Here is a 21,334-nt window from a genome sequence, read left to right on the forward strand (position 1 = left end):
TTTTTTTATAATTGATTATAAAGCTCACCATCAACAGGTTCTAACCATTCTGTTTCTCCGGGTGAAATGGCTAAGTGGACAAACCAACTGTCTTTTGTAGCACCATGCCAATGTTTTACGTTCGCTGGAATATTCACAACATCCCCGCTTTGGAGGAATTGAGCGGGTTTGCCTTCTTCTTGATACCAACCCTCACCACCGGTAACTAATAATACTTGTCCGATTTTATGGAAGTGCCAGTTATTGCGAGCTCCCGGGGCAAAGGTTACGTTCCCAATAGGCGCATTCAAAGGTGTCGCATCAGTATAAATCATCTGCAAGTATGCATCACCTATAAAATTAGCTTCAACCTTTTGTCCGAGTGGAAAGATAGTACTGTTGCTTAGTTGCTCATTAGCCATAATAAAAACCTCTTTCGTTTAATTTTTATAAATTTCTTTAGCAATATTAAATGCCGACCATGCTTTAGGCCACCCTACATAAAACGAAAGGTGCGTGATGATTTCCGCTACTTCATCTTTTGTGACTCCGTTTGCCTTTGCTTTATGCAGATGTGGAGTTAATTGTTCAAAGTTTCCTCCTGATATTAATGCTGAAACTGTAATCATGCTGCGGTCACGTGCAGATAATTCTTTCTCTCTTGACCACACTTCACCGAATAAGATATCATCGTTCAGTTCAGCAAATTTCGGAGCGAATTCTCCTAACAAGTCTCGTCCTGCTGTTTGTTTTTCAGCCATATAAGAACATCCCTTTCATCGATTATTAACTGCTTCAAAATGAAGTATAGACCTTAAAGTACACTTTAAGGCAAGCCATAAAAATGGATTCATACTCCGACATTTGGTTTTTTATTAATTTAAGTATATCCTTTGAATAGAAACAAAATTAGAAATGGAGGTGGGGATCATGCCTTATTCCATTGGAGAATTTGCAGAAATCGTCGGTGTTAACAAGAGCACACTCAGATATTATGAATTGGAAGGCTTACTTACTCCACATCGAAGTGACAATAATTTACGTGAATATACAGATCAGGATATAGGTTGGGTTCAATTTTTGCTTCATTTAAAAGATTCAGGAATGACGATGGCAGAATTGAAGCAATATACCGAGTGGCGGGCTATGGGGGACGAGACAATTCCTGAACGGAAAAATTTACTTGAACAGCGTAAGCAACAAGTGGAACAAGAAATTAAGGCATTGCAACAAAACTTGGATATACTGAACCGTAAAATTGTATTTTATAATGATCAACTAACGGGGAATAAATACGAATTCGTCCTTTATCACAATGAAAAGATACCACATCAAGAAGAAAAAGTAGATTCCTAACAAGTTAAGAGGCAGATGAACAACTTTTGATTATCAAAGGTTGTTCATCTGCCTCTTCTAATTTCAAAACTTGAAATCGAAGATGAGAGTCTATTTGTGTAATCATATTGCATGATCCGGTCGAGATATTACATTCTCATTTATCCGTTTATTAATTATATTGAAGCTGTATTCGTTTAAAAAAACCAGAGTAAAGGAGAAATTACTTTTGAGAAGAGAACTGAGGAAGGTTTTGTCTTTTTTGTTGGTTTTAGTGACAGTGGTTGGCACAGGGATTAGCTTTGACGGCAATATTGTAAACGCTTTCGGTCCTAATGTCTTATATGTACCACCAGCAGATTCACCATCCTATGGGGCTTTATCACCTAGGGCAATCCAGCTTAAATATAGTGGCATCAACAATAATAAAATGTATGCTACATTTGAACAAACCTCTAATACCACCCCTGTTTTCCCTATTTATGAAAGCGTTGACAATGGTGTCACTTGGAATCAGGTTGGAGAAGTGGAGGATACTCAAAACGGTTGGGGAATGTTAAATTGCCCTGAATTGTTTGAACTCCCCCAATCTATAGGTAACATGCCTGCAGGTACTATGCTTCTTGCAGGAAATTCTGTGCCAAGCAACAAAGCAGCTACCAAGTTGGAATTATATAAAAGCAATGATTTAGGTAGAATATGGACATATGTAAGCACCATTGCTGAAGGTGGACGAAACGATATTGGTTACGATCCCATTTGGGAGCCTTTCTTTTTGGTTCACAACAACAAACTCATTGTTTATTATTCAGATGAACGTGATCCTGCCCATGCCCAGAAGTTAGTTCATCAGACTACGTTGGAGGGTACGAACTGGGGACCTGTGGTAGTTGATGTGGCATTTGCAGACAGTAAATTACGTCCAGGAATGCCTACAATCGCTAAGCTGGGCAATGGTAATTACGCAATGACCTATGAGATGGTCGGATACCCGGGCGTGCCCAATTATTTGAAAATTTCAGCAGATCCTGAGAGCTGGAATCTAACTGAAGTAGGATCTCTTGTAGGGTACGGAGGAAGTCCCTATATTTCTGCTTTGGGAGATGGGAGACTCGTATTAAACGTTGCAGGAAAAAAAGAAGTGCTGATCAACTCTTCTAGAGTGGATGCATCCGGAAGCTGGGTTCCATATAATCCGCCCGTAGATGCAGGGTATAACCGCCAACTACTGCCGCTTAGCAATGGCCGCTTATTTATCCCTCAAGCCGGATTTTTTAGTGGGAAAAACACGGTGAAATATGGCGATATGTCCGTAGGTTACTACAAATTAATTAATGTGAAGAGTGGGAAGGCTTTAGGTGTATTGGAAGGTGGAACTGCGAATGGCAATCCGCTCGTCCAATGGAGCAGCGGGACTAATTCTTTGGATCAATATTGGCTCATTTCCACAGCGGAAAGTGGTTATGCTCCTAACGGTTACAAATCCATTGTGAATGCAAAGAGTGGAAAGGTCGCCGGAATATTAGAAGGATCAACAACAGAAGGAGCTAAAGCCGTATTATGGACTGAAAACCATTCCGATGACCAGCAGTGGACTTTACAAGCCTCTGGTAACTACTACAAGATTGTTAACCGTAACAGTGGTCAGACGTTAGGTATAGCGCAGGGTTCTACTGAAGAGGGTACCCAAGTTATACAGCAGACTGATGCAGGCAGCACTGATCAGCTGTGGGAGTTAGTTCCAGATGAAGGACATATTATGGTGGACAGTTATCGATTAGTTAATGAGAACAGTGGTAAAGTGTTGGGTATCTATCAAGGTTCGATGGCGGATGGAGGGAAGGCGGTTCAGTGGACCAGCGGAATTTCTTCCCATGACCAAAATTGGTTTGTAGTCAGCACAGCTGATGGCTATACGAAGCTGGTCAATACTAATAGTCGTAAAAACCTGGGCATTTTAGGAGGTTCATTAGCTAACGGTGCTCAAAGTGTACAATGGAATGATAACGGATCGAATGACCAGCAGTGGACTTTGGAGTCCTCAGGTGATTTTTACAATATTATTAATCGTAATAGTGGAAAAGCTCTGGCAGTAGATCAGGGTTCGACGACAGAGGGAGCAAATATTATTCAAACAAATAATACAGGTTCTGCTGGCCAGCACTGGAAACTAGTCTCGAATAGATAATTTATGTAACCAAAAGTCATCGACCTTAAATTAAGGGGGATGACTTTTTGTCGATATAAGCTTTGAATGACTAAATCGTCACCTTCAGTGTCACGGGAATGTCACTTTGGAGAGATATACTATTTCCATCGACATATGGAGGGAATTGTGAAGTTATTATGGGAGTGAAATTACGAAAGATTCTTATTATAGGAACTATTTTGTATACACTGTTGATCTTATATTTTTTGTTTTTTGCTTTCAATAGAGTAGAGCATGCAACAAGCCAGTATGAATATACGTTTATGTTGATTCCAGAAAGTGTTCCGCTTCTTTTTCCTGATCTCTTTGACCTATCCTTTTCTTGGGTTTATGACTTTGGGAACATCGCTGCTTTTATTCCTTTTGGCGTATTATTCCCTTTGCTGTATCGTACACATTTTAAGAAGTTTATTTGTTTGTTTATCTTAACAATTTTTATGCTGGAAAGTCTTCAAGCTTTAACTTTTTTGGGTTCCTTTGATGTAGCCGATGTCATCTCCAATACGTTAGGGGCAATGATCGGATTTTGTGCATATAAGATTGGATTTTCCCCGGAAATCACCAGGAGATCACTTTTTACTTCGGCATTATCTGTTGTTGTGCTATTGGTTGGAATCATGGGAATCTCTGAGATCATTGATTTAACTCTGAAGAAAAGTGAAAGACCTGTGCAGGGATTACAAACGTTGGAAAAGCTTACGGGAAGCATGCCTATCACGCATAATCTTCCCAGTTTCACTATCGCAGGTGAAAATATAATACCAAAAATGAATTTGTACAGCAGTGAAGGTGAAGAAATTAAAAAATACACCTATACTTTGGGTGATAAAAAAGAGGTATGGTTATATTTCAGCTTTGGATTCCCGCAAAATGAAAATTCTAGCAGTGAACTAATGATTATAGCTGATGGTAACATGATCCTTCAATCCAGTGAACAATATAGTTCCCAAGCTGAACTCAACAATACGGCATTAGTTACCGTAAAAGAAATAACCTTTATCCTTAAAGGGAATGTGAAGTTATGGGATGTAGGATTTAGTGAAATGAAGCATTGGTGGGAATGAGAAACTAACCCTTCGTTAATTTTATTAACGGAGGGTTTCTTTTGCTGATCGCCTCATATACATATTCCGATATACAGCCGGGGTGAGGTTCTCGTATTTTTTGAAGGTTTTAATGAAATAGCCCGTGTCGCAAAAGCCCAAATCATCACTGACTTGATTGATCGGGGAATCCGTGGATTCCAGCAGTTGCTTAGCCCATTCAATCTTGAGTCTGGCAATGAAGATGGAGAAATTCTCTCCAGTTTCTTTAGTGAAAATACGGCTGAAATAACTGGGGCTGATATGACAAAGCTTAGCCATCTCTTTGAGGCTGAAATTCTCATTTTTGTGAGCATAAATGTAATTAAAAGCAGGCTGAAGCACAGAATTTACTGAGACGAACTTTTGTACACCATTCTTTAATTTGGTCTCGATCAAGGCCCCGGATAACTCCTGCTGTATGGATTGGATTTTTCGATACGTACGGTCTGACTCGTCCATTGCTTCAGCAGAAGCGGGTTCTTCTATATTGGTGGTCAGAACCTTTTTGTACAAATCCACAGTAGTATGCTTTTGAATGGCTTCCTCCACGATATAGGTACTTAACTGCAGCAGCAGCTCAACACACTTTGTTACTTCATCGTAGGATAAAACAGGCAGTGCCTGGTAATCCTCTTTGAGTGCTTTAAATTTCATGTTCGTCTCCACATTCGGAGGGCGAGAGACAATTTGCTCCAGTTGTGGCACGTCAGGTTCACGAAGCTTGAGCTGTCCGGCCATAATTGCACCTAGATAATGATTATCTATAATGATCGGAATCGCGATATCTATAATATTGAAATGACATAAATAAATAAACGGTTTGTTCTGGCGAACCGCTTCAATCCCAGCGCGGGCATCACATTTTTGACAATATTGAGAGAGATGGGAGTCCTGGCGCACACCTTGACAGAATGGCTGGCAATAGCTGTGCTTGGTCACGGGAACACCCTTGTAATCAACAGTAAGAATAGCCATTTTGGTTACAAGAGATAAGGAATCCTGGAGCTTTTCCCATTTCTTCAAATCAATAATTTCTTCTAGATTGAACCGGGATTTTGACATCACAAAATTCTCCTATGTAAGTTATAGAATCTTAATGAACATTATACAGAATAATTCAACACAATGACATGAAAGTTCGATTTTTCACGATTATGACAAAAAAATACGATAAGAAAACGCTTTAATAAGCTTTTATTGTTTCATGTTTCTTAAATTAGAGCAATCTATAATGATAACTATAAACAACTGAGGAGGAACGAAAAATGAGAAGAGCATTTATCAGTCCGACGAAATATGTACAAGGTGAGAATGAATTATTGAACTTAGGTTACTTCGTAAAAACATTTGGTGATTCTGCTTTGTTAATTGCCCATCCAGATGATGTAACACGTGTGAAAGACAAACTGGAGTCAACTAAACAGAAATTTAATATAACTCTTGTTGAAAGCGGCTTCCACGGGGAATGCTCAAGACAAGAAGTCGCCAGATTACAAGCGCTAGCCAAAGAACATCAATGTTCATGTACGATTGGCTTGGGTGGAGGTAAGGCGATTGATACGGCAAAATGTGTAGCTGAAGGAGAAGCGCTGATTATCGTTCCAACGATAGCAGCAACTGATGCTCCGACAAGCCACTCAGCGGTGCTCTATACTCCGGAAGGTGAATTCGATGATTATGCTTATTTCAAGCAAAGCCCGAGTGTAGTCATGATTGATACAACAGTTATTGCCAATGCACCTACAAGATTTCTTGTGGCAGGTATGGGAGATGCACTTTCAACCTATTTTGAAGCAAGAGCTACTGCAAATTCTTACTCCAATGTGAATGCAGGTTTACCTTGCGGAGTTCGTGAAGGGGTTTGCGGTGAAGCTAAAGGAACAGTAACAGCGTTGGGACTTGCGAAGCTCTGCTATGAGACATTGCTTGAGAATGGATTCAAGGCGAAGCAAGCTTGCGATCTGAATATCGTAACCCCAGCTTTGGAGAATATAATTGAGACGAATATTCTTTTATCGGGTCTTGGGTTTGAAAGTGGTGGTTTGGCAGCGATTCATGCGATTCATAATGGGTTAACTGCTTTGGAAGGAACTCATCATTATTATCATGGTGAAAAGGTTGCCTTCAGCACGATTGCTCAATTGGTTCTTGAAAATGCAGACCGGACTGAATTAAAAGAAGTGTTGGACTTCTGTCTTTCGATTGGCCTCCCAGTATGCTTAGCGGATATTGGTGTTGAGCATGTAACCTATGAGGAACTGCTTGAGGTTGCTAAAAAAGCTTGCATTGCTGAGGAATCTATCCATTCGATGCCGTTCCCAATTACGGAGGATGCGGTTGCATCAGCAATTATGGCAGCCGATCAATTAGGCCGTCAATATAAATCAAGTAAGGAGCTTTAAGATGAAAAAAATAATAAACAAGCCGGAGACTCTGGTTAGGGAAATGTGTAACGGGCTTGTCTTGGCGCATCCCGAGCTGGATTTCGATCCTAAATTCAAAGTGATTTCTAAGAAAGAGATCAATCAAAGTAAAGTTACCCTGATCAGTGGTGGCGGAAGCGGACATGAGCCGGCTCATGCCGGGTTTGTAGGAACCGGGATGCTGGATGCAGCTGTATGCGGTGATGTGTTTGCTTCTCCATCCCAAATTCAGGTTTATCAAGCGATTCGCCGCACAGCAAGCACCAAAGGTTCGCTGCTTATTATCAAGAATTATAGCGGTGACATCATGAACTTTAAAAATGCGGCCCATCTAGCAACTGAAGACGGTATCGAAGTGGATTATGTCAAAGTAGACGACGATATTGCCGTTGAAGACAGCCTTTATACAGTAGGGAGAAGAGGCGTAGCCGGAACAGTGCTTGTTCATAAGGTAGCCGGAGCAGCAGCAGAAGCTGGATTGTCCTTAGCGGAAGTGAAAGAAGCGGCGCAACATGCAATTGATCATGTGCGCAGCATAGGCTTCGCCTATACCTCTTGTACCGTGCCTGCCAAAGGTACTCCGACATTTCATATTGAAGAGAACGAGATGGAATACGGGGTTGGCATCCATGGAGAACCTGGAATACGCAGGGAGAAAATTGTACCCGCAGATGAATTAGCACAGCGAATGGTTACCTCTTTGCTAGACAACTTCCAAATGAATGATCAGAAGCAGGAGGAAGTAGCCGTATTAATTAATGGTTTTGGCGGCACCCCGCTGCAAGAGTTATATTTGCTGAACAATTCTGTCATCCGCGAATTAACCGCTAAGAATAAGCAAGTGTTTAAAGTGTTTGTTGGTAACTACATGACCAGCATTGACATGGCAGGTGCATCGGTGACGATAATGAAGCTGGATGAGACACTGAAGAAATGGTTATCTGCGCCTTGTGATACACCAGCCTTGTCGATTAAAGGCCCTTTTGAGCCTGTGAACTATACTGAAGTAATCCAAGAAGAGAAAGCAGACAGCAATGTATCCTTTAAGAATAATACGGATGCTGCTGCAGCGGTGATTAAGAACAATCGGTTTACTTTGCAAAATATCGTCTATCTGCTCGATCAAATGAGCCAGGTTATTATCGAGAATGAAGTTCCGTTCTGTGAGCTTGACTCCCACGCTGGAGACGGCGATTTCGGGATGAGTGTAGCTAAGGGCTTTAAACAGCTGAAAGTCGAGTGGGAAGATATTTTAGCTCATCATCTCACTAATATCGGTGAGTTCCTTGACGCCTGCTCCATGGTCATTATGGAATATTGCGGCGGAGCATCCGGACCGATCTGGGGATCAGGGTTCCGCGCAGCGAGTAAAAATGTTCAGCAGAAGGAAGAGCTGACCATTCAGGAGTTTGCTGATATGATGCAGGCTGTTGTCAAAGGGATTCAAGATACGGGTGAAAGATCTTTTGGCAGAGGGGCTGTCGTCGGAGACAAGACATTGATTGATGCGCTTGTACCGTTTGCAGATGCCTGGACCCAAAGTGCAGAACAAGGCGACGATATCAAAGTGGCGGCAAATAAAGCAGCGGAAGCAGCTGTCCAAGGTTCTAAAAATACTATAGAAATCGTTGCCCGTATGGGAAGAGCCGGCACAGTGGGGGAACGCAGCATCGGTTATCCAGATGCGGGTGCTCATGCGCTTGGGGTTATTTTCACAGAGCTGGCAAAAGCAATGAAATAAGAACTACACATAAACCTGAATCCGAGGGATATCTACTCATGGGGTCTACTAATGAATTTTTCGGATTCAGGTTATTTTTTTTGCCCATTTTGTGTTACACATTTGATACTTTTTTGGGGGGGAGACCAGATGAAAAAGTTTCTGTCTACGAGATTAGCATTGAAATTTTTATGTGTCGCTTTATCCATGGTTTTGATCAGCTGTGTGGGAGCTTCTTTCTTGCAAACAGATTACGGCAAGGTCCAGATTAGTAAGTTTAAGATTCCGTCCGATAATGGTACTTGGATAGAGGGAAACCTGTTCAGACCTGTCTCAGCAAATGCAGAGCATAAAGTTCCACTCGTCATTACTAGTCACGGTTTTTTAAATAATAAAGAGATGCAGGATAGTACCGCAATCGAACTTTCCCGTCGGGGAATTGCTGTGATTGCAATGGATTTCTTATGGCATGGAGGCTCGAGCTCTCCTGATATGCCATTTTTCCCAACGATAATGTCAGAGAATAATGGTATGATTCCTCTAGTGGAATATGCATCATCCAGTCTTGATTATGTAGACTCTACAAAAATCGGCATAAGTGGTCATTCTATGGGTGGAATGATTACCTGGAGTACACTCCAGTATTATGGCCAACTTTATTTGGCGGAGCTCGAAGCGGCGAAAGATCCCTCTTCGGAAGAGGGCGCAGTTATTACGGTAAGTGAACAAGCCAAGGCTGATGCTTTGAATAAAGTTGCATCCGCTTTCATTGTTTCTCAGGTCGAACAGTCTACCGATGAGACTTTTCAAAACATCCATGCCAATGTAGGCATCAATGTAGGCAAATATGATGAAGGCGGCTCCGGATTTGCGAGAGGGAATGCCGATCTTTCTGGCGATGCCCCAGAATCACTAGCTGCTATAAATTCAGTAATGCCGGAGAATCAAAAGATAAACGCTGTGGAAATCGGCAAATATTACGGTAATGCAGCTGATCAAACCTTGCGCGTCGTGTACAATCCAGCGGAGATCCACCCTTGGCAACACTTTTCGGTGGCGAGCACTGGTTATTTAGCAGACTTTTTTACGAAAGCGTTTCAAATCAATAATCCGTTATCTTCCGGCAACCAATTATGGTTATGGAAAGAGATCTTTAACTTTATCGGCTTGTTAGGATCCTTTTTATTTATTGTCCCCTTTGCGGTATTGCTCCTCAAGCTTCCTTGTTTCAATAGTCTAATTCAACCTACTCCTGCCAAGTTACCGGATCCTAAGACCAGAAAAAGCAAATTTCTTTTTTGGGGTTCTTGGATAATGAGCTGGGTAATTTCGGCAATATCATACCTTCCGATCAGTCGCTGGAGTATTATAGCTGGACAGAATATCCTTCAGCCTCGTAGTTTATTTCCACAAACCGCCATGAACTTTATTTTAATCTGGGCAATCTTTAACGGCCTTGTGGGTCTATTGTTATTCTGGTTAACCACTCGTTTATCAGGAAAAAATTATAATGAGCACTCTGAAAGCTGGGGAATAAAAACAAATTTGAAAGAACTGCTGAAGACTTTTGCACTTGCTGTATGTATATTCACTGGATTCTATGCTTTGGTTGCATTTGCAGATTATTTCTTTCAGACAGACTTCCGCTTATGGGTACTGGCAATTAAAGTATTCACTCCGAATCAATTATTAATTGGCTTACGTTATATGCTTTTCTTCTTTATATTTTATGTTGCACAGTCAATTGCCGTGAACTCTACCACCCCAGTTGAAGGGCAGAAAGAATGGAGGGATCTGCTCATTAGCGGGACAGGCGGTGTGCTTGGAATTCTAGTGCTCATTGGGGTACAATACGGAACGTTATTTTCAACAGGCGTAACTTTTTGGCAAAATCAAGATTGGCTCAGAATACTAGTCCTTTTCCCTCTCGTTTTCCAGCTTTTTATTGCAGCTTATATTTCGCGTTACCTCTTTAAGTGCACAGGAAAAATATGGCTGGGAGCCATGGTGAATTGTATGATTATTGTGATGATGGGCGCAGCCAATACATTTACATTTTGAGAGATGCTTTAATCTATTCTTCTACGAAGAATATGCCTACGGCGTAAGAGGTTTAGATAGAAAAAACGTACTGCATTAGCTGCAGTACGTTTTTAATTTAAATAACAAATTCAACGATGTATTGTTGGCAAATGAGTTCATATCCCAGCGATTGATATAGAGAAATGGCTCCTACATTCTCCTCAAAAACATTCAAATATACGTTAGCTGAAATGGCATGTCCTTGGCGTGTTAGCTCTGCACAGACTTTTTTACCATAACCATTTCTTCTCCAGGCCACATCTGTTCCGATATTTCCTAGTTCAACGTAATCCTCACTATATATATGGTATCCTCCTACAGCAATCAGCTCGTCTTGTGCCATCACACCATAGAACGGATTCTGTAATTCTTCTTTTGAAAAAGCCATGGTTTGCAGCTCGTTCATCTTTGCTTCAATTCGCTGGAAATGAGCAGGCCCTAAGTGCATAACATGTTTGTCTGCTGTTGGTAGAACATCTTCATGAATATGTTTCATTAGAAGTAATTTTTGGGGAGGGCTGTAGAACTCAAGCTGAGAAGCAAAGACCTGCAGCTCTTCTTCGTTAATAATAAAGCTACCCACCGCATGGTTATGTAGATGTAATTCATCTTTCATGAACGCCAACATTGAACTGAGACAAAAGGATTGCTGAACTGGATATACAGAAAAAGCATTAAACGGAAGGCCACTTAAAAAGGCTAATACTCCAAGCAACTCGCCCTGGTCAGAATACTGACCGTAATGCACTGTGTTTTGTCTGCGAAAAGTAAGGTATGAATAATATAAAAAATGCTGTTCCTTATTAATCGAGCTTAATATAACATCTAACTCTGCTGCTGTTAATTTTCTAAACATATACGACCTGCCTCCATTAACAATTGCTGTTGCTATTTCCTCTTGCCGAATTTGCACAACCTTTTCTAATATATCATAAATCAGAACTTTAATTGCTTTATTGCTGGGTTGAGCCAAGTATGATACTATTGTCCCCTTAGAAACATAAAATGAGATATGAAGGTTTTCTTGAAAGGATGATATATATTAAGGCAATCTTAGTTCGGTACTTCGGAAATCCGCAAGATCGAACCGCCATGTTCAACGCTGCTTCCTTAGTCATCGATGCTTTTATTGGTATAGGCAAGTTAATTCTTGGGTTATATCTATTGTCCGGATGGTTCATCACAAATGCACTTTATTATCTGATCCTGTGTATAGCCAAAGGACAGGTGCTTCATAAATATACATTAGCTAAAAAAGTCAGTTCAGCACAGCAAAGGTATTCCATGGAGCTTTATGTTTATAAGCGTGGCGGTGTTTTTCTTTGTCTTCTAGGGGTTTCATATCTGTTGGTCTGCCTGCGGATTTATCTAGTCGGAGACGCTTTGGTTTATGAAGGTTACATTGTATATCTGGTAGCACTGATCGCTTTTACAAAACTTGGTTTTGCCATTCATGGAAATATTGTTAACCGTCATCTCAAAAATCCCATTATATCAACATTAAAAATGATTAGCTTTACTGATGCCTTAGTCTCCATTGTTGTCACTCAAATGGCTGTGCTTACAATGAAAGGCTCACCTCAGGCATTAAACGCCAGCGCGTTGTTTGGCATGGGATGTAGTGTTTTATTTTGTCTGGGGGGGATCTGGATGATGCTCCGTAAGACAAAGGCTCCAATGAAGGAAGTAGAATTAATTAATAATTAGATGATATCATAACTTCCCCTTATCCCTTAGGATGAGGGGTTATTTGTATTTTTATGTCATATTATCAGCGTTGAATGCCGAAGCTTATAGAAAATTATATTTTTATGCAACCTAAACACTTCTTTTCCTACTTTATAAGTGAATGCTTAATCAAATCGAACGGAAGTGATGGAGTGGAAGATAGTGAAATCATACAATTGTATTTTGCACGTAATGAAAGGGCAGTAGAAGAAACATCGAAAAAATATAGAAATTATTGTACTCGGATCGCTCATAACATTTTGTCTAATGCTGAAGATTCGGAAGAATGTGTTAACGATACCTTTCTTGGTGCATGGGAAGCAATACCGCCGAAGTCTCCTGCAAAGCTGTCCTCTTTTCTGGGGAGAATCACACGAAATATTGCTTTGAACAAATACGATTATTACATGGCTAAAAAACGGAATAAAAAATTCGATACGATTCTTAATGAATTAAACGATTGTTTATCCTCTTCAGACAACGTTGAAACCCAATACGAGGAAGCACAAATAGCCGAATCTATAAGCAAATTTCTACACAACATTAAGGAAGATCAGCGGAATGTTTTTTTGAGGCGTTACTGGTATTCTGATTCTTTGGCCGATATTGCCGCACGCTTCTCAATCAGTGAAAGTAAAACCAAATCAATTCTTTTCAGAACACGCAAAAAACTCCAAATATATCTTCAGAAAGAGGGTTATTTCCTTTGAATAATAAAGAGCTCTTCAAAACAATCGGTTACATAGACGAAAATCTGATAGAAAAAGCCAACTCCGCGAGACGCACTAATAAAAAAGCTTATGTAAAGTGGGGCTCACTCGCAGCTTGTGCTGCATTGGTGTTAGGTGTGGCCGTTTATAAATTTCCGCAGACTCCGTTGCCTAATTCACCACAAATATCACAGCAGACACCAGTCTCGTCTCCCACAGGGGTTCGCAAAATTCTGAATTACAATGGATACCGTTATGCATTCGTAGCAGATGGCGCTCAGTTTAAGTTCACAGGTATGGAGCCTGACAAATCGCTTGGTGCATTAGAGTTTGATCTCAACCAAGAGCCCGGAAAGAATGACGGGGATAAGAATGCGGAAAAAGATTATGCCGCTACGTTCGCTATGGGTGGAAAGCTGTATGAAATCCCAACATACCCATCCCATTTTCGTATTGCAGTTAAGGATGAGCAATATTATTATCTAGCTGAAATTGTGGCGAAGGTAGACGATTCTGCAATGAGCGCGAAGGAGTATCTAGATCTGGCTAATCTGAAGGAGCATGCAAAAGATATCTATATTCTGAATCATGTGGGGAATGACGTGCAAAAGACTATCACTGATCATCCTATTGTTGAGTCCATTATCGAAGGTTTGTACAGCGCAAAAAAAACAGAGCTAAGCATTAAGGAATATGAAGCTCTTGCAGCGGCGCAATCCCAAGGAAAATCATATCAATTACAGTTCAACCTCAAAGACGGGACTTATATCGCCATGTATATCATTCCCGAATTAAAGGTGGTGTCTATGGGTGATGCTTATTATTATTTGCCTGATGCCTTTTTTGATCAAACCAGCGACCTCTTTTCAGGGCTGACACAAGAAGTGCTACCGCTTTACTGAGAAGGCGGAGATAAGAGATCCTTAAAAACTGTACATTGCAGGTTATCTAATATCTCGCATATAATGATCTAAATGATAATCGTTATCATTTAATAGAAGAGAAAAGGTGATCTGCTCATGATAAAACATAATATTGGGATTACGGAGTGCAGCTTACCTGCTGAGTGTATAACAGAATGACAAGTTCATCTATTCATAACATCTATAACGGGTATTTCGATGCTTTGTTTGAGGCTCCGTCTATGAGGGGCACTACAGAGAGGAAACATTTTGCACAATCCAGTACCCAAGGATACGTCGATAGAGTGATCACACCCTCCGGGATCGAAATTGTTGATAGTGATTACCGTTTTGCTGATGATCGCCTAGTTCGGGTTCAATCCGAAGCGGCGATGATTGAGTTAAGCTTTTGTCTGCAGGGAAGCGGGGAAGTTCATGTAACAGATACCAGCCATGAGTTAATGCCCGATAGTTGTTCATTGCAGTTCATGCAGGATTTCCAAGCGGAATTTCACTATCGCAGTGCTGAACCTATCCGTTTATTGTCCATAGGTGTACCGGTTACACTATTCGATTCATGGATGGCGGATCAAGGCTCTTCACATGCTCGCAGCTTATCCGGGCTGTTAGATTCACGTGCTTTTCGAATGTTCCGTATGCCTATTCTTCCAGAAACCACCCGATTATTGGTGCAATTGAGAGACTGTCCATATCATACCTCCATGCGCCGGTTGTACGTAGAGGGGAAGGCATTAGAACTCCTATCTGTATATTTTGACGCATTTCTTTTTGAGCAGAAACATACTAAACGGAGTTTGCATTTATCACGTAGTGACCGAGAAAACATTCGGAAAGCCAGGGATATCATCCTTGACCACATGGCAAACCCACCTTCGCTAATCGAATTGTCCAAGCTGGCAGGCATTAACGAATACAAATTAAAAGTTGGATTTAAGGAAGAGTACGGAACAACTGTATTTGCATATTTACGGAACAAACGTTTAGAAAAAGCATGGGAAATCATAAGTACCGGGGAAATTAGTGTCAGCCAAACGGCGACGATGGTAGGTTACAACAACTTTAGTCATTTTGCCGAAGCTTTTCGGAAGCAGTATGGAATTAATCCTTCAGAAGTAATTAAAAAACGATAAAAATTAAATAAATATCCGCCAAACCGTTATTCAATCCCTCTGCCGGTAGTTCTATCCTATTAGCAGAGTGTATGATCGGACTTGCTAGAAGTGAGAATGATTATCAATAGATTGGAGAGGGTTGGAAAAAATGTTCAGTTTAAAACGAATCTCTTTTGTCGGAATCGCCTTAATCATGATGGTGATGCTGTACGGGTGTGGGAATTCAGGTCAGGAGGCTAAGGTAGAAAATTCTCAACCTGTGGTAAATTCAGAACCCGTCGCTACTAATTCGACCGAAACACGTACCCTCAAGGATGCTAAAGGAGATGTTGTAATACCGGTGAATCCGGTTAGAATTGCCGATGTATCCGGCTCAACGGAAGAACTTCTGGTGCTTGGATATAAACCTGTTATTACTGGGAATACGGATATGGCTAATTCATTAGAAATCACTCCTATTCTCAAAAAAGAACTGCCTGATGTAACTCCCGCTGGATGGTTTCAGACGGAAGTCAACTTAGAAGCGATCATTGCAGCAAGCCCTGATTTGATACTGGCAGGACCTACCCAAGAAAAAATCTATGATCAACTAAATATGATTGCTCCAACAGTGAGGGTGCCTTATGGCTTTAACGCTTTTAGAGAGCGATTTGCATTTGTTGCGGAGGTACTTGATAAGAAAGCGGAAATGGAAACGTGGTTGAAGGTCTATGATCAACGTGCTCTACTACTACATGATCAAATCACTGAGATAACCAAGGAAGAGACGTTTGCGGTAATCGAAGCTACAGAGAAAGAAATACGCATCTATTCCCGCACAGGTATTGCGGATATGATTTTTAATGATCTAGGATTACCCCTCGCGCCAGGTACACCGGAGCCAGATCCATGGGGAGGGAAAGTGACAAGTCTAGAAGCACTGTCTACCTTTAATCCAGACCATATCATTTTATTATCCGATAATGACCAGAATGTTCTTGACCAAAGCAAGGTCTGGAGTAATCTGAAAGCTGCAAAATCGAATAATATATATCGCATGACAAGCAGACAAAATTATAATGAGGCTTTCTTTGCTTTAGGAAAAGAAGCATTGTTGGAGCAAATAGCCGAACAAATCAAGGAACATATCAAACAGTAAAGGATAATTTAATCTTTTCTCGAATATTCTCTGAGTTGCAATGAGTATTATTTGAAGGGATGATTAAATTGAAGCAAGGGATATTAGTTTTTCTAAATGGAACTTCAAGTTCCGGAAAGACCTCCATATCGACTGAACTGATAAAACAGAAAGAGATTCCTTTTTATCATTTATCAATTGATGATTTTTTTAATAATTACAATGATTTTATTAATAATAAATTTCCAGATGAACCTCCAAGAGAAATAGATCATCAAGTCGTTTCCCAAATATTAGATGATTCCATATTCTCAGTGTACCGCTCGACAATTAAATTGTTAATAGAAATGGGTTTTAATGTAATAGTAGATACCGTAATCGACAATGATAAGAGGTTTAATGTGTTTCTTGATCAATTTTTCGATCAGCCTACGTTATTTATAGGTGTAATATGCTCGAAAGAAGAACTCATAAGAAGAGAGCAAACAAGAGGAGATAGAAAGATTGGACTAGCAGCTTCACAGTTTAGCAAAGTATATTGCTTTGATGAATATGACCTCGAAGTAAATACGGAAGAGATGAATTCAATAGAATGTGCCGCAAAGATATTAAGTTTTATTAAGTCCAATAAGGAATACTCGGTATTTAAGAAATTAAGTAAAAGAAATGTTAGTGTTTCCTAGATGGCGTATCCAGATAACACCATATTCAAGCGGGTCAAAAAAGAGAGGATCCTTTATAATAATGAGAATTATTCTCAATATTATAAAACTTGAACGGAGAGCGGTAGCAATGACTGGAATAGATTATCATCACAATTTCAATCTTTTTTTCGATGGGCTTGAGCTGCCGCGGCAGAATAGAGATCGTACAGAGCACATGGCACTACATTCGCAAAGGGGAGAAGGGTTCGTTCGTCGATTCGTCCCACGCTTTGATATCAATGTGGTGGTATCCGATTTTACCTTTCGCCAGGATTACAGCATGCCTTTGGTAACCAAAACAGCAATGGTTGAACTTAATTATTGTTTACAAGGGAAAAGAGAAGTCTCTGTAGATGGTGTCCAGTATGAGTTTGTTCCGGGAAGCTGTACGCTACAACTCATGAATGAAGTTGGCTCTCAATTTGAGTTTCAGGGGAATGAATCTTATCTTATGTTAGGCATAGGTATTCCTGTTTCGACTTTTCATCACTTCATGGAAGAAGGCGGGGGTGGGAGATCCGCTGATTTTGACCGCATTCTTGGCCAAGCGTCTTTTCGTGTATTCCAGGAAACGATGCAGCCGTCTACTGCTATCGTGCTTGAGCGAATGCTGGCAGCTCTTCAAAACCGCAGCACCAAAAATCTGGAGATCGAATGTAGTACATTAGAGCTTTTGTCGTTGGGCTTTCAATCGATTCTAACAGAGGGTACTTCTGGGACAACAAAGCTATCGAAAAGCGACATGACAAAAATTAGTGAAGCCCGGGACATCATGTTGCAACGGATGATAGATCCGCCAAGCCTGTTGGAGCTCTCCCGATTGATTGGAATGAATGATAACAAATTAAAATCAGGCTTTAAAGAAATGTTCGGAACAACTGTATTTGGCTATTTGCGGGATATAAGGCTGGAGAAGGCTCTACACCTATTGCAGCAAGGTAATTTGAACGTTAATGAGACATCCTGTGCTGTAGGTTATTCCAACTCAAGTCACTTCTCAGAGGTGTTTCGGGAGAAATACGGGATCAATCCCGGCAAGCTTGTGAAACAGTTTGCTTCTTCTGTACTGTTGACTTCAAAACACGAATCGAACCTTTAAAGAATACGGAGATGACAGTTGCAAATAACCCACCAGTCACGACTGGTGGGTTATTACATTTACATATGAAGAGAAACGCAAAATCCCTCAGAATTTATTCTATCTCTCGACTACTGTTTCTCCTTCAATTAACACAGGTTGATAATAAGTATTGTTGGGAAGATCCTTTTTTCCTTGTAATTTTTTAATGACCCAATCCGCTGCATCACGGCCCATAGTTTCTTGGGGATGTGTTAAAGTGGTCAGTTTGATGTTTGCATTTTGGGCAATATAGGAGTTGTCCTGGCCAATAATTGATAATTCCTCTGGTATAGAAATGTCTAGCTGTCTGCAAGCATTGACCACTTCCAGACCAACCTCGTCGTTGTAGCAGACAATCGCAGAGAGGGTATCTCTATTTTTATTTAGGAAATCCTTCAAGTTCGTAGCTAAGGTTTGTTTGGTCTCGGTGTTGAACGAAAATATTTGCTCTGGATAAAACCGCAATTTAGCTTCTTCGAGGGCTTTGATATAACCCTTCATTCGATATTTGCCTTGTAAATCATCCATTTTTGCGATAAGTCCAATTTGAGAGTGGCCTTTGGAGATCAATTCTTTTGTTGCCAGATAACTGGACTGCACATCGTCAAGACAAAGGAAGGGGAGCTCTATTTCCTCATAAAAAGCATTAATCATAATGAGTGGAATATCTTGCTCCTTAAACGACAGATAATACGCAATATTGGGATTATACAGATTACTTTTCGTAGGTTCAATAATTAAACCATCTACGCCGTAGGACAACATCATTTCGAGAGCTTTTTTTTCTTGCGCAACATCGTTATTGGTACTAGCCAATAGTAGTGAATAGTTATCCTCATTCATTCGGCTTTCAATCCCCCGGATAATAGAAGGGAAGATATAGTCAGAGATATAGGTCGTAATTACACCGATCGTCTTCTTATGGGAACTCCCGCCGGTCTTTGTGCGATATTGGTTGCTGACATACGTGCCAGAACCTTTTTCGCTGCGGAGGAATCCTTCGTTGGATAGCTCTAAAATGGCTTTTCTAACAGTCTGTCTGCTAACCTCGTACAAGGACTGCAAGGCAGACTCCGTAGGAATTTGTTCGCCTACATTGTAATCTCCTGAAAGGATCTTGCTTTTTATATCCTCTATAATCACTTGATACTTTGGTTTCATGTAATTCCTCTTTCCATACTTGTTCGCTTTATAATTCGTACATTTCGTTAAGTTGTATGTACAAATTATAGCATGACTACGAATTAAATATAAAGGGGCTCTTTTTTTATGAAAAATGTAAATATTTCGTACCTTTAGATCATCATAAACAAACTAAGACCGGAGTTAAATTATTATCTTCTCCATATTTGTATGTATATATAACTATTTTATTGACAAATGTACGTACAAAAATTTATACTAAAGCTGTCAATTAAGAAAGCGAATTCTTTTATATTAAAAAAGCGCTGTCAGAGAGGTGACCAACGTGATATCGAATCGATTAAGCATCGAAGAAGCAATCAATAAGGGAGAAACTTCGCTAGGGATTGAATTTGGATCCACGCGTATTAAAGCAGTACTTATTGATCATAGTTTTCAAACGATCGCTTCTGGAAGTTATGAATGGGAAAATCAGTTGAAAGACGGCTTTTGGACGTACAGCCTAGAAGATATTATCAAAGGTCTACAAGATGCTTATCGTGAGATGAAGCAAGAAGTTCAACAAAATTACGGAATCACCCTCCAAACCGTTGGTTCAATCGGGTTTTCTGCAATGATGCATGGATATATGGCTTTTGACGACCAGGATCAATTGCTCGTTCCGTTCCGGACTTGGCGTAATGCAACAACGGGTAAGGCAGCCAAAGAACTGACAGATGTATTTAAATTCAATATTCCTGAACGTTGGAGTATTGCTCATCTTTATCAGGCGATCTTAAACAAAGAAGAACATGTGCCGCAGATTCGGTTTGTTACAACGTTAGCAGGATACATTCATTGGTTATTGACCGGCAACAAAGCACTTGGTGTTGGAGATGCTTCAGGTATGTTCCCGATTGATGAATCCATAGGAAATTATAATGAATCTATGATACAACAGTTTGATGAGCTTATTGCTGGCAAAGGTTATTCGCTGAAGACCAGCAACCTTCTTCCTAAGGTGTATGTTGCCGGTGAGCAAGCGGGTCTATTAACCGAAGCAGGAGCCAAAATTCTGGATCCATCATTGCAATTACAAGCTGGGATTCCGCTTAGTCCTCCAGAAGGGGATGCAGGAACCGGTATGGTTGCTACCAATAGTGTAAGAAAACGTACCGGGAATGTCTCCGTAGGAACCTCTGTTTTTGCCATGATCGTATTGGAAAAAGAGCTTTCCAAGGTTTATCCGGAAATCGATATGGTGACTACGCCAGACGGAAGTCCAGTAGGTATGGTTCATGCTAATAACTGTTCAAGTGACCTTAACGCCTGGCTCGGATTATTCCGTGAGTTCTATGAAGCGATGGGGCAAAAGGTCGAAGCTGACAAATTGTACAGCGTACTGCTGAATAAAGCTTTGGAAGCAGACCCAGATGCCGGTGGATTGCTCAGTTACGGTTATTTCTCGGGTGAGAACATTACGGGGTTAGAAGAAGGTCGTCCGTTATTTGTACGTTCGCCTGAGAGCAAATTTAATCTGGCTAACTTTATGCGTACACATTTGTTCAGCGCCTTTGGTGCTTTGAAAATTGGAATGGACATTTTGACGAAAGAAGAGAATGTAGCTATTGATAGTATTTTAGGACACGGCGGTATATTTAAGACTCCGGTTGTTGGCCAAAGAATGATGGCAGCTTCACTGAATGTTCCTGTTTCCGTAATGTCGACAGCTGGAGAAGGCGGCGCATGGGGAATGGCTATTCTTGCCTCCTACATGATGAACAAAAATCAGGAAGAAAGCTTGGAAGACTTCCTCGATCAAAAAGTGTTCAAAGATGTAAAGGGAGAAGAAATTCATCCCGATGCAACCGATATTAAAGGTTTTGAAACCTTTATCGAACGTTATAAAAAAGGTCTGGCGATTGAGCAATCCGCTGTTGATAATTTAGTCTGAAAATGGAGGGA

General features: G+C 40.6%; 19 protein-coding genes. 14 read left to right on the forward strand and 5 right to left on the reverse strand.

Annotated features, from left to right (window positions below; translation table 11 throughout):
- Window positions 1-5: 5 nt before the first annotated feature.
- Window positions 6-401 (reverse strand): cupin domain-containing protein, encoded by a 396-nt coding sequence (locus MHH89_RS06170; RefSeq protein WP_076217591.1) that lies wholly within the window; start codon window positions 399-401, stop codon window positions 6-8.
- Window positions 402-419: 18 nt separating this feature from the next.
- Window positions 420-740, reverse strand: coding sequence for a carboxymuconolactone decarboxylase family protein (locus MHH89_RS06175; RefSeq protein ID WP_076276521.1), 321 nt, complete (start codon window positions 738-740; stop codon window positions 420-422).
- A gap of 169 nt (window positions 741-909) precedes the next feature.
- Here MHH89_RS06175 and MHH89_RS06180 point away from each other — a divergent pair, with 169 nt between their 5' ends.
- From MHH89_RS06180 to MHH89_RS06190, 3 genes are all read left to right on the forward strand, one after another.
- Window positions 910-1,335, forward strand: coding sequence for a MerR family transcriptional regulator (locus tag MHH89_RS06180; protein WP_076276522.1), 426 nt, complete (start codon window positions 910-912; stop codon window positions 1,333-1,335).
- Between the two features lie 208 nt (window positions 1,336-1,543).
- Window positions 1,544-3,502, forward strand: coding sequence for an RICIN domain-containing protein (locus MHH89_RS06185; protein WP_076280639.1), 1,959 nt, complete (start codon window positions 1,544-1,546; stop codon window positions 3,500-3,502).
- Window positions 3,503-3,660: 158 nt separating this feature from the next.
- Window positions 3,661-4,587 (forward strand): VanZ family protein, encoded by a 927-nt coding sequence (locus MHH89_RS06190; RefSeq protein ID WP_076280638.1) that lies wholly within the window; start codon window positions 3,661-3,663, stop codon window positions 4,585-4,587.
- Window positions 4,588-4,611: 24 nt separating this feature from the next.
- On the opposite strand, the gene MHH89_RS06195 is transcribed toward MHH89_RS06190, so the two are convergent.
- Entirely contained in the window at window positions 4,612-5,670 is a 1,059-nt protein-coding gene (locus MHH89_RS06195) for a PocR ligand-binding domain-containing protein (protein ID WP_341086605.1), read from the reverse strand.
- A gap of 203 nt (window positions 5,671-5,873) precedes the next feature.
- Here MHH89_RS06195 and MHH89_RS06200 point away from each other — a divergent pair, with 203 nt between their 5' ends.
- From MHH89_RS06200 to MHH89_RS06210, 3 genes are read left to right on the forward strand one after another with little or no spacing between them, the layout of a single operon-like run.
- Window positions 5,874-7,010, forward strand: coding sequence for a glycerol dehydrogenase (locus MHH89_RS06200; protein ID WP_076280637.1), 1,137 nt, complete (start codon window positions 5,874-5,876; stop codon window positions 7,008-7,010).
- 1 nt (window position 7,011) lies between these two features.
- On the forward strand, window positions 7,012-8,772 hold the full coding sequence (dhaK, locus tag MHH89_RS06205; protein WP_076278470.1) for a dihydroxyacetone kinase subunit DhaK: 1,761 nt from the start codon (window positions 7,012-7,014) through the stop codon (window positions 8,770-8,772).
- A gap of 51 nt (window positions 8,773-8,823) precedes the next feature.
- The gene (locus tag MHH89_RS06210; RefSeq protein ID WP_340950954.1) at window positions 8,824-10,812 is read left to right on the forward strand and encodes an alpha/beta hydrolase; all 1,989 of its coding nucleotides are present in this window, start codon (window positions 8,824-8,826) and stop codon (window positions 10,810-10,812) included.
- Between the two features lie 97 nt (window positions 10,813-10,909).
- Here MHH89_RS06210 and MHH89_RS06215 read toward each other — a convergent pair whose 3' ends face one another.
- A complete protein-coding gene (locus MHH89_RS06215) occupies window positions 10,910-11,806 on the reverse strand; it encodes a GNAT family N-acetyltransferase (protein ID WP_254847601.1) in 897 nt (298 codons plus the stop codon).
- A 59-nt stretch (window positions 11,807-11,865) separates the two neighbouring features.
- Here MHH89_RS06215 and MHH89_RS06220 point away from each other — a divergent pair, with 59 nt between their 5' ends.
- The 7 genes from MHH89_RS06220 (at window position 11,866) to MHH89_RS06250 (ending at window position 18,226) form a co-directional block, all read left to right on the forward strand.
- Window positions 11,866-12,540, forward strand: a complete 675-nt coding sequence (locus MHH89_RS06220) for a hypothetical protein (RefSeq protein WP_254847600.1) — start codon at window positions 11,866-11,868, stop codon at window positions 12,538-12,540.
- Between the two features lie 173 nt (window positions 12,541-12,713).
- The gene (locus MHH89_RS06225; protein ID WP_076125863.1) at window positions 12,714-13,271 is read left to right on the forward strand and encodes an RNA polymerase sigma factor; all 558 of its coding nucleotides are present in this window, start codon (window positions 12,714-12,716) and stop codon (window positions 13,269-13,271) included.
- A complete protein-coding gene (locus tag MHH89_RS06230; RefSeq protein WP_249267687.1) occupies window positions 13,268-14,173 on the forward strand; it encodes a hypothetical protein in 906 nt (301 codons plus the stop codon). Before MHH89_RS06225 ends, MHH89_RS06230 begins: the two co-directional genes overlap by 4 nt.
- Before the next feature lie 176 nt (window positions 14,174-14,349).
- Window positions 14,350-15,324, forward strand: a complete 975-nt coding sequence (locus tag MHH89_RS06235) for a helix-turn-helix transcriptional regulator (protein ID WP_076125617.1) — start codon at window positions 14,350-14,352, stop codon at window positions 15,322-15,324.
- 130 nt (window positions 15,325-15,454) lie between these two features.
- On the forward strand, window positions 15,455-16,444 hold the full coding sequence (locus MHH89_RS06240) for an ABC transporter substrate-binding protein (protein WP_341086611.1): 990 nt from the start codon (window positions 15,455-15,457) through the stop codon (window positions 16,442-16,444).
- Between the two features lie 68 nt (window positions 16,445-16,512).
- Window positions 16,513-17,106 carry a chloramphenicol phosphotransferase CPT family protein gene (locus MHH89_RS06245; protein ID WP_076125614.1) on the forward strand — a complete coding sequence of 198 codons (594 nt, stop codon included), beginning with the start codon at window positions 16,513-16,515 and terminating at the stop codon, window positions 17,104-17,106.
- Window positions 17,107-17,215: 109 nt separating this feature from the next.
- Window positions 17,216-18,226, forward strand: coding sequence for a helix-turn-helix transcriptional regulator (locus tag MHH89_RS06250; protein WP_076280633.1), 1,011 nt, complete (start codon window positions 17,216-17,218; stop codon window positions 18,224-18,226).
- Window positions 18,227-18,325: 99 nt separating this feature from the next.
- Here MHH89_RS06250 and MHH89_RS06255 read toward each other — a convergent pair whose 3' ends face one another.
- A complete protein-coding gene (locus MHH89_RS06255; RefSeq protein ID WP_076125610.1) occupies window positions 18,326-19,408 on the reverse strand; it encodes a GntR family transcriptional regulator in 1,083 nt (360 codons plus the stop codon).
- Window positions 19,409-19,715: 307 nt separating this feature from the next.
- Here MHH89_RS06255 and MHH89_RS06260 point away from each other — a divergent pair, with 307 nt between their 5' ends.
- Window positions 19,716-21,323 carry a xylulokinase gene (locus tag MHH89_RS06260; RefSeq protein ID WP_076280632.1) on the forward strand — a complete coding sequence of 536 codons (1,608 nt, stop codon included), beginning with the start codon at window positions 19,716-19,718 and terminating at the stop codon, window positions 21,321-21,323.
- The last annotated feature ends 11 nt before the right edge of the window (window positions 21,324-21,334 follow it).

The sequence above is a fragment of the Paenibacillus sp. FSL H7-0323 genome (genome assembly GCF_038002725.1).
Classification (GTDB): Bacteria; Bacillota; Bacilli; order Paenibacillales; family Paenibacillaceae; genus Paenibacillus_AQ; species Paenibacillus_AQ odorifer.

What these genes read in the sequence shown, in the direction of transcription:
- MHH89_RS06170 (WP_076217591.1), bottom strand. Translation starts at nt 401, where the DNA reads ATGGCTAATGAGCAACTAAGCAACAGTACTATCTTTCCACTCGGACAA.
- MHH89_RS06175 (WP_076276521.1), bottom strand. Translation starts at nt 740, where the DNA reads ATGGCTGAAAAACAAACAGCAGGACGAGACTTGTTAGGAGAATTCGCT.
- MHH89_RS06180 (WP_076276522.1), top strand. Translation starts at nt 910, where the DNA reads ATGCCTTATTCCATTGGAGAATTTGCAGAAATCGTCGGTGTTAACAAG.
- MHH89_RS06190 (WP_076280638.1), top strand. Translation starts at nt 3,661, where the DNA reads ATGGGAGTGAAATTACGAAAGATTCTTATTATAGGAACTATTTTGTAT.
- MHH89_RS06195 (WP_341086605.1), bottom strand. Translation starts at nt 5,670, where the DNA reads ATGTCAAAATCCCGGTTCAATCTAGAAGAAATTATTGATTTGAAGAAA.
- MHH89_RS06200 (WP_076280637.1), top strand. Translation starts at nt 5,874, where the DNA reads ATGAGAAGAGCATTTATCAGTCCGACGAAATATGTACAAGGTGAGAAT.
- dhaK (WP_076278470.1), top strand. Translation starts at nt 7,012, where the DNA reads ATGAAAAAAATAATAAACAAGCCGGAGACTCTGGTTAGGGAAATGTGT.
- MHH89_RS06210 (WP_340950954.1), top strand. Translation starts at nt 8,824, where the DNA reads ATGAATTTTTCGGATTCAGGTTATTTTTTTTGCCCATTTTGTGTTACA.
- MHH89_RS06220 (WP_254847600.1), top strand. Translation starts at nt 11,866, where the DNA reads ATGATATATATTAAGGCAATCTTAGTTCGGTACTTCGGAAATCCGCAA.
- MHH89_RS06235 (WP_076125617.1), top strand. Translation starts at nt 14,350, where the DNA reads ATGACAAGTTCATCTATTCATAACATCTATAACGGGTATTTCGATGCT.
- MHH89_RS06240 (WP_341086611.1), top strand. Translation starts at nt 15,455, where the DNA reads ATGTTCAGTTTAAAACGAATCTCTTTTGTCGGAATCGCCTTAATCATG.
- MHH89_RS06250 (WP_076280633.1), top strand. Translation starts at nt 17,216, where the DNA reads ATGACTGGAATAGATTATCATCACAATTTCAATCTTTTTTTCGATGGG.
- MHH89_RS06255 (WP_076125610.1), bottom strand. Translation starts at nt 19,408, where the DNA reads ATGAAACCAAAGTATCAAGTGATTATAGAGGATATAAAAAGCAAGATC.